Consider the following 6,000-nt stretch of genomic DNA (forward strand, 5'->3'; position numbering starts at 1 on the left):
CACGCGTATTGCGCCACTCATCTATCACCTCATCGCGCAAGCGCTTCTTTCGGTAGGCCGTGTTCCAACGAATGGGTACCATTTACCCAGGCGCACCTGGGGCAACGGGCTGGCAGGCTCGCGTATTGATGTGCCATAAGAAGTGGCCTGCTCAAAAACTATTGACGAAACGCAGCCATCGAGGACTGCCTGCGCCGGAGGCCGTCGCCCGAGCAGATGGCGGTGTCTCCCTCACAGCGCCGGACGTCTCCACCAAGCGTAGCAGGCATCAACGCTAATCCCTCAGTCATCCGACAACGAGTTCACAACCGCCCCTATAGGAAGGCGGCTTTTCTATTAACCAATGCACAAACTGAGGCAGAAGCATGAATAGTCGCGGAATCGTATGCACCAAGTAGGCGGCCGATGCCCCACAACGGAATCGCGTAGCACGCTATGGACGTATGAAGATAACGCCTCTAGCAGATAATAGAGAATCGTTGCGTATGCGCTCTAGCCTTGGACGCGGTGATAGACAATCGGGTCGTCAAACCCAAAGACGCGCCTACCGTTTACCTCCATGGTCTCAGTCACCTCTAGAGCATCGGCTGAGAATCGCTCAAAAAGATGGAACTTCATGACCGGCGTAAACATCGAGTCCGATCCGCCCTCCCACACGCCGTCGCGTTCACGATAGAGCGCGGGCACAAATTTTCCGGACTCCTTAAGCGAAGCATACTCTGCAGGAACCATGGTGTCATACGAGAGCGTGCGCTTGTCATTGCCTTCCGGCGCATCGTAGGAGGTCAGCAAAACACCTTCCGACTCCTCGGTGAAGAGGAACAAATGGGGTGACGAGGATTTTTTCCCATCAGTCTCGTAATAGCTCTCTTCGATCATGAATACGCCGGGGAAATCCGCCGGTAGGCCTAAAATCTTATCGTTGCATGCGGTGTTGACATGGCGGGCGAAAGGAAACACTTCCCCGGCCGCCTTCTTCGCCTCAAACTGTTCGCGGTTGTCGAAGCGTCCCAACAGCAGGCTCATAAAACTGTCCAGCGTTGACGTTGCCATAGCTATCTCCTTAATCGACGCCATCATCGTTTTGCACTGATACCCATGGGCGCGACGAGGCCGGAGCCACCCCTCCATCCACACGGTTTCTTCAAATGCCGCATATTACACAGTTCGCATACCGCCCACACCGCACACCGATTGGGCCGATAAACCGTTTGCGTGAGAAAATGGAGCCTACGAGATGCCGGAGCACACAAACACGCTTCTGATACGCGCCAATCTAAACTGGCGGGCATTCCCGCGTTGTGCGCGACGCCGTGGACTCCAAGTGTAGAATGAAACGAGTTGACGGCTCGAGCGTCGATTGAATAGACCTGACAAATGACATGTCTTTGTTATCCGTCATACGGAGAAGGGACGGCAGTCATGCAATGTGGCAGACGAACAAACGGGTATGTCGCACTATTCGTCTTCGCAGCGCTGGTGGGCCTCCTGGGCCAGACAGTCGTTCCGTGGTTGTCCGACCAACTGAACTCGCCCCATCTAGGATTCAGGTTCCTGGTCTCCGACATCGACATCTATCCATTCGTGGTGGTTGCGCTCATATCATTCAGGAACACGGAGCCCAAAAGGGCGTTCTGGAGGGTTCTGGTTTTCTTTTCCGGCCTGTGCCTGGGCTACTACGGGTACACGGCCGCCCTTGCCGTCTATAGCGCACTTGAGTCCGGCAGCGCGGGCTATCTTGCGAACGTCCTGTCCAGCGCAAAGGACGCGCTCGAGTACATGGCCGTCGCGCTGTGCGCGGGCGCGTGGGGGTTCGCCATGCAGAGGAGCGCGCGCAAGCGCCTCCTGTACGCGGCGATGCTGGTTCCGTTCATAGTGATTACCGTGGCGTGCACGTACTCGAACCTCGTCACCGAGCCTCCCCAGTTACTCATGGCCGCCGTGGACATCCTCTGCCTGGCGGGGATCTTCCTGTGTTTGCCACGCAAGGCGACCTCTGGGTAAGGTGCGGCGTCGGCACGGCTCTCGACAGTCATGTCGTCAGAGGTGGATTTTGCGATCCACCATGATTACTTTAAGGTATTCCTCGTCGTCCACAGGCTCCACCCACTCGCTAGAGGTCTCCTCGCCCGGAACCTCCAGCGCGAGATGGGTTAAGCCCCGGCGACTTGAATCAGCGGTCGTACCGGGGCTAACTGTTTACGCTGCAACACGCCATTCGATTTATGGGAGTCTCTACTGGCATCTGCAATCAGCACCAATCAAAGCGTGCTTTTTCGACATGACGCATAAAGCACGCAACAAAACGAGAGCGATGCCATGACAACCCTACTCGTCAAGAGCCGCCTTAAACCAACTCGTAACGCTCGTAGGATGTGTGATAGCCGTCCCAACCACCACGGCCCAGGCACCAGCGTCGAGGGCAGCGCGGGCATCTTGCGGCGTATGCACATGTCCCTCGCAGATGATGGGCAAATCTGGAAACTCCTCGACGGCCTGGCGCAATAACGGTAGATCGGGTCCTTCGTTCAATGACGTCTCAATCGCAGGTTTATTGTGCGACAGCGTGGTGGAAACCAAGTCGAAGCCCAGATCGTACGCATGGCGAATGTCCTCGATAGTCATGCAATCGGCCATGAGCAACACCCCCTCTTCCTGAAGTGGGTGCACGGACATGGTAATCCTCCATCTAGGATGATGGTCTATTGGGGATGACGTGGATCTTCAAAATAGAATCGAGTGCGAACTCGTGATCGGGATCGCGATGCAGCAGTAGGCCGCCGATCACGTAATCGAGCACAAACAGCAGGATAGTGAACGGACCGAGGACAACTTTCATTATGCACTCCTGGACAAATATCTGAGAGGGTGTGCGGGCGCGACGATCCCACCGGATGACCCTGAGGCGCAACAGGTGTTCTCCCACGCTCGCCCCAGTTTTCCATGGGACATAGATCGTCGTCTGCAATACGAACAGGATTGCACACAGAAGCATCAAGTTGCCCTGCGAGGAGGTGGACGTATCGAGGTAGAAAATGTACGCGCATGCGTAGAAAATACTAACGACCCCTGCGCTCACTACATAATCGACCAATAAGGACACAAGTCGGCGTGCGAAGAAAACACATCCTCCGTCACTGCGGGCGGCAGGCTGCTGGACCCTCTGCGCGCGCTCACTCGGACGGCGTTTTGCCTTGTTGGCAGACATTAGTGCCCTTTCTGTCGCGATGGCCGCAGCGCACCGCATCAACGATGTTCGCTATGCGATGCGGATGCGGCCGCTCATTTTACTCGTCTATGCCGAGCTCCTCGAGGACGGCGGTCTTGTACAAGATCGCCTTTGCACCAAAGACAGCCTGGATGCCGCCATCGACATCCAAAACTCCGGCAGCGCCAAGCTTTTTGAATGCATCGTGATCGACCTTGGCAGGATCTTTCACCCCAACGCGCAAGCGGGTAATGCACGCATCCACATCCTCGATATTCTCGGGACCGCCCAGTGCCTCGACGATCACTTTCGCATCATCGGCAAGGTCACCTTTGGCAGGAGCCTTCGGCTCTTCAATCGTCGCTGCCTCCTCATCGCGACCGGGTGTCTTGATATCGAATTTGGTAATCAGGAAGCGGAAGGATAGGTAATACAGAGCGAACCACGCAACACCGACCGGGATCTCGAGTAGCCAGTTTGTCTTGGCGTTTCCCTGCATGATGCCAAAGAGGAAGAAATCTATGAAGCCGCCAGAGAACGTATTACCGATTCTGATGTTCAAGATATCGGCGACAAGAAACGATATGCCGTCAAAGAACGAATGCAGCACATACAAAGGTGGGCAAACGAAGAGGAACATATACTCGAGAGGTTCGGTGATGCCGGTCAGAAACGACGTCAGGGCAACGCCCAGAAAAAGGCCGGCATATTTCTCGCGGCGCTCCTTGGGCACACAGTGGTACATGGCCAGTGCGGCGGCGGGCAGACCGAACATCATGGTCGCGAAGCGCCCCGCGAAAAAGCGCGTCCCCTCGGTAAACAGGCCGGTATGATTCGGGTCGGCAAGCTGGGCGAAGAAGATGTTCTGGGCACCAACCACGGAGTGGCCGGCAACGACAGTGGTGCCGCCCAGCTCCGTGTACCAGAACATGGGATAGATCATGTGGTGCAAGCCGATGGCCCCACACAGGCGCATGAGGAAGCCATAGAAGAACGTACCGAAGACACCGGCAGCAGAGATGACCTCTCCCGCACGAACGAGCAGCTGCTGAAACGGCGGCCAGACGATATAGAACAGGGATCCGACAAAGATCGCTGCCAGGCTCGTGACAATAGGCACGAAACGCGAGCCGCCAAAGAAGCCCAGGACCTGCGGAAGCTGGATGTTCTGGTAGCGGTTGTGCAAGGTAACGGCCACGAGGCCAATGACGAGGGCGCCGATGACGCCGGTATCGATCGCCGCACCGTCAGGGTTAAAAATCGAGAGCAGTGTGGACGAGGTCGCCGTCATGACCAGGTATCCCACGATGCCCGCGAGCGCCGCCACACCCTTGTCGCGACGGGCAAGACCAATGCAAAGTCCGATGCACAGCAGCATGGGAAGGTTGGCGAACACCACGTTTCCCGCCGCGCTCATGACCTTGAAGGCCGCCTGTAGCCAAGGTACGTTCAACAGGGGGTATGCGGCAATGGTTGCGGAGCTGCTAAATGCGCCGCCGATTCCCAGCAGCAAGCCCGCTGCCGGCAGAATAGCAATCGGCAGCATAAATGCCTTGCCGATCTTTTGCAGTTGCTTAAACACGTGTCTCCTCTTTCTCGTGAATCTCTAACCGTGAACGTAGACTGTGACCCTACACATCCCCTCCTCTCCCGGCGTGCTGGCGTGGGCTGCCGTGCACCACGCGCTCGATATGCAAGGCAAGGTACAGACACTCGTCCTCGGGAACAGGGCAGCCATTGGACCGCGCCGTACGCGATGCAATCTCCTTGGCGCACTCGTAGGCATCGGGGTACTGTTGCATCACCGTGATTTGCAACTGGCGGTCACGGGACTCGGTGGCGGCATCGGACATATCGGACATGACAACACGCTGAGCGAAGAACTTAAGATGGACCATAAAACGGTAATAGGCAATTGTTGCCTCGTCCAAATCAATATCGAAGTACTCTTTAACGATATCGAGCGGGCCGCGTATGATCTTGGCCATCGTCGTCGCCGTCTGTATGCCCATACCACCCATCTCGGCGTTGACGAGATGCATGGCGATGAATCCTGCCTCCTCCTGCGGAAGCGTGACGTGGAAGGTGCGGTCGATAAAGGAGATGGCGGTCTGGGCACATTCGAACTCATCGGGGTACACCATACCGATCTCATAGTTCAGGCGGTTATCGAGGGCCTGCCCCGCAAGGGCTCGCTTGACAGCAAAGTGAATATGATCCGTCAGCGCAAGATAGACCCCGTCATCGAGATTCCTGCCGAGACGCAGTTTGGCATGCTCGACAATCGCCCGCGTCGCCTCGAAGTACTCTTCGGGAATAGATGACACCAGTTGGCCCAGCTTGCCGGACAGCTCGGCGACGTGCTGGGTAAACAGGCGCTCTACGCTATCCTCGTCAATGAGGTCTCCGCGCTTGCGACCAAACGCAATCCCGCGCCCCATGGCAATGCAGTCGCTACCGCGAGCATCAACCACAACAGCAATATTGTTGTTGAGTACCTTTGCGACCTGCAACATACCCATACAATCCTTCGAACGTCCCGTCCAGAAAAAAACGACACCGAAAGCGGCCAGCGGCCAGCGGCCAGCGGCCAGCGGCCAACTTTCGGTGTCGCCTGTCATACAGTCACGATCCTCATCAAGTTTTTGACATCATACGTGCCGCATGTGACCCTGTCAACTCCAAACCGGGGGTGTGGGAGCAACGCCTCGCTGCCCTTGATTATCAACTTTATCCGAACACCTCCCACATTCATCCGCACATGTGCGGATGAATGTGGGAACCCGATACCT

5 protein-coding genes and 1 pseudogene are annotated in these 6,000 nt (G+C 56.5%); 1 reads left to right on the forward strand and 5 read right to left on the reverse strand.

The window, feature by feature from the left end; all coding sequences use genetic code 11:
• Positions 1 to 492: 492 nt before the first annotated feature.
• On the reverse strand, positions 493 to 1,053 hold the full coding sequence (locus GT495_RS08945; RefSeq protein ID WP_161162397.1) for a hypothetical protein: 561 nt from the start codon (positions 1,051 to 1,053) through the stop codon (positions 493 to 495).
• A gap of 369 nt (positions 1,054 to 1,422) precedes the next feature.
• On the opposite strand from GT495_RS08945, the gene GT495_RS08950 reads away from it, so the two are divergent.
• A complete protein-coding gene (locus GT495_RS08950) occupies positions 1,423 to 2,004 on the forward strand; it encodes a hypothetical protein (protein ID WP_161162698.1) in 582 nt (193 codons plus the stop codon).
• A gap of 324 nt (positions 2,005 to 2,328) precedes the next feature.
• Here GT495_RS08950 and GT495_RS08955 read toward each other — a convergent pair.
• From GT495_RS08955 to GT495_RS08970, 4 genes and pseudogenes are all read right to left on the reverse strand, one after another.
• Positions 2,329 to 2,664: pseudogene (locus GT495_RS08955) on the reverse strand (N-acetylmannosamine-6-phosphate 2-epimerase); the annotation flags it as partial.
• Positions 2,665 to 2,689: 25 nt separating this feature from the next.
• Positions 2,690 to 3,247 (reverse strand): RDD family protein, encoded by a 558-nt coding sequence (locus GT495_RS11025; protein ID WP_370457638.1) that lies wholly within the window; start codon positions 3,245 to 3,247, stop codon positions 2,690 to 2,692.
• A gap of 40 nt (positions 3,248 to 3,287) precedes the next feature.
• Positions 3,288 to 4,790, reverse strand: coding sequence for a PTS transporter subunit EIIC (locus GT495_RS08965; RefSeq protein ID WP_161162400.1), 1,503 nt, complete (start codon positions 4,788 to 4,790; stop codon positions 3,288 to 3,290).
• A gap of 49 nt (positions 4,791 to 4,839) precedes the next feature.
• Positions 4,840 to 5,724, reverse strand: a complete 885-nt coding sequence (locus GT495_RS08970) for a PRD domain-containing protein (RefSeq protein WP_161162401.1) — start codon at positions 5,722 to 5,724, stop codon at positions 4,840 to 4,842.
• Positions 5,725 to 6,000 lie beyond the last annotated feature (276 nt).

Source organism: Collinsella sp. BIOML-A6 (assembly GCF_009875845.1).
GTDB lineage: Bacteria > Actinomycetota > Coriobacteriia > Coriobacteriales > Coriobacteriaceae > Collinsella > Collinsella aerofaciens_H.